Annotated in this window: 1 protein-coding gene; it reads left to right on the top strand. The window is 71.6% G+C overall.

Translation table 11 applies throughout. The features are described from left to right. Positions 1–331: 331 nt before the first annotated feature. Positions 332–945, top strand: a 614-nt coding sequence (locus tag C662_RS19515) for an HlyD family secretion protein (RefSeq protein ID WP_002934551.1), incomplete at its 3' end; no start/stop codon positions are given.

The raw sequence follows: 945 nt of genomic DNA, 5'->3' as shown, positions 1-945 counted from the left end.
CGGCTGGCGCCGCTCCTACCGGGGCTGCGGCGTGCGCGGTCTTGCCGTGGGAGCGGCGCCAGCCGCGAGCCCTTTCGCCTGCCGACCACCCCGGCAATTCGCCCGCAACAAGGACATGGCATAATGGCCCGAACGCTTGCAGGCCCCATCCGCACGGCCTTTGCGCGGTTTCTCACCCACCAGGCAATCACGGACCCGTGCTGCCGGGCGGAATCGGCAAACGATTCTACTACAGGCTAGCGGGCAGCCCGCCGGGCTGCGGCACGATCCGACGAACACCGCCCGGGCACATGCAAGCGCATCGCCTTCAAGCCGAAACAGGACCGCCACCATGTCCCCCCAGACCCGCACCACGATCATCCGCGGCGGCGTCGCTGCCCTCCTCCTTGCCACGGCCGTCACGGCCTGGCTGCTGTCGAGACCGCCGGCCGAGCAGGACGGCTTCGTGCGTGGCAACGGCCGTGTCGAAGCCACTCAGGTCGATGTCGCAACGCGCGCGGCGGGCAGGGTCGACGACATCCTGGTCAACGAAGGCGACTTTGTCCGCGCCGGCGACATCATCGCCCGCATGGACGTGAAGTCGCTCGAGGCCCAGCATGCCCAGGCCCTCGCAGAGGTCGCCAACGCCCGCAGCGCGCGTCAGACTGCGATCGCCATGGTCGCGCAGCGCGAGGCCGACGTTGCGATGGCCGAGGCCGTACTGGTCCAGCGCCGCTCCGAGCTCGATCTTGCCCGCCGTACCAGCGCACGCTCGCAAGCGCTGCTGGCCGAGCGCGCCACCTCCGAGCAGATTGCCGACGATCAGGCCGCGCGCGTGCGCAACGCCGAGGCCAACGTTCGCGCCGCGCAGGCACAGATCGCCGCCGCCAGCGCCGCGACCGACGCCGCGCGTGCCCACGTCGCCCAGGCCGAGGCCGGCATCGCCGCCGCCGAGGCGGTGGTCGC

It is taken from the genome of Thauera sp. 28 (assembly GCF_000310145.2).
Lineage (GTDB): Bacteria > Pseudomonadota > Gammaproteobacteria > Burkholderiales > Rhodocyclaceae > Thauera > Thauera mechernichensis.
Note: the sequence above shows the minus strand (reverse complement) of the source record. Positions and strands in the feature narration are given on the sequence as shown.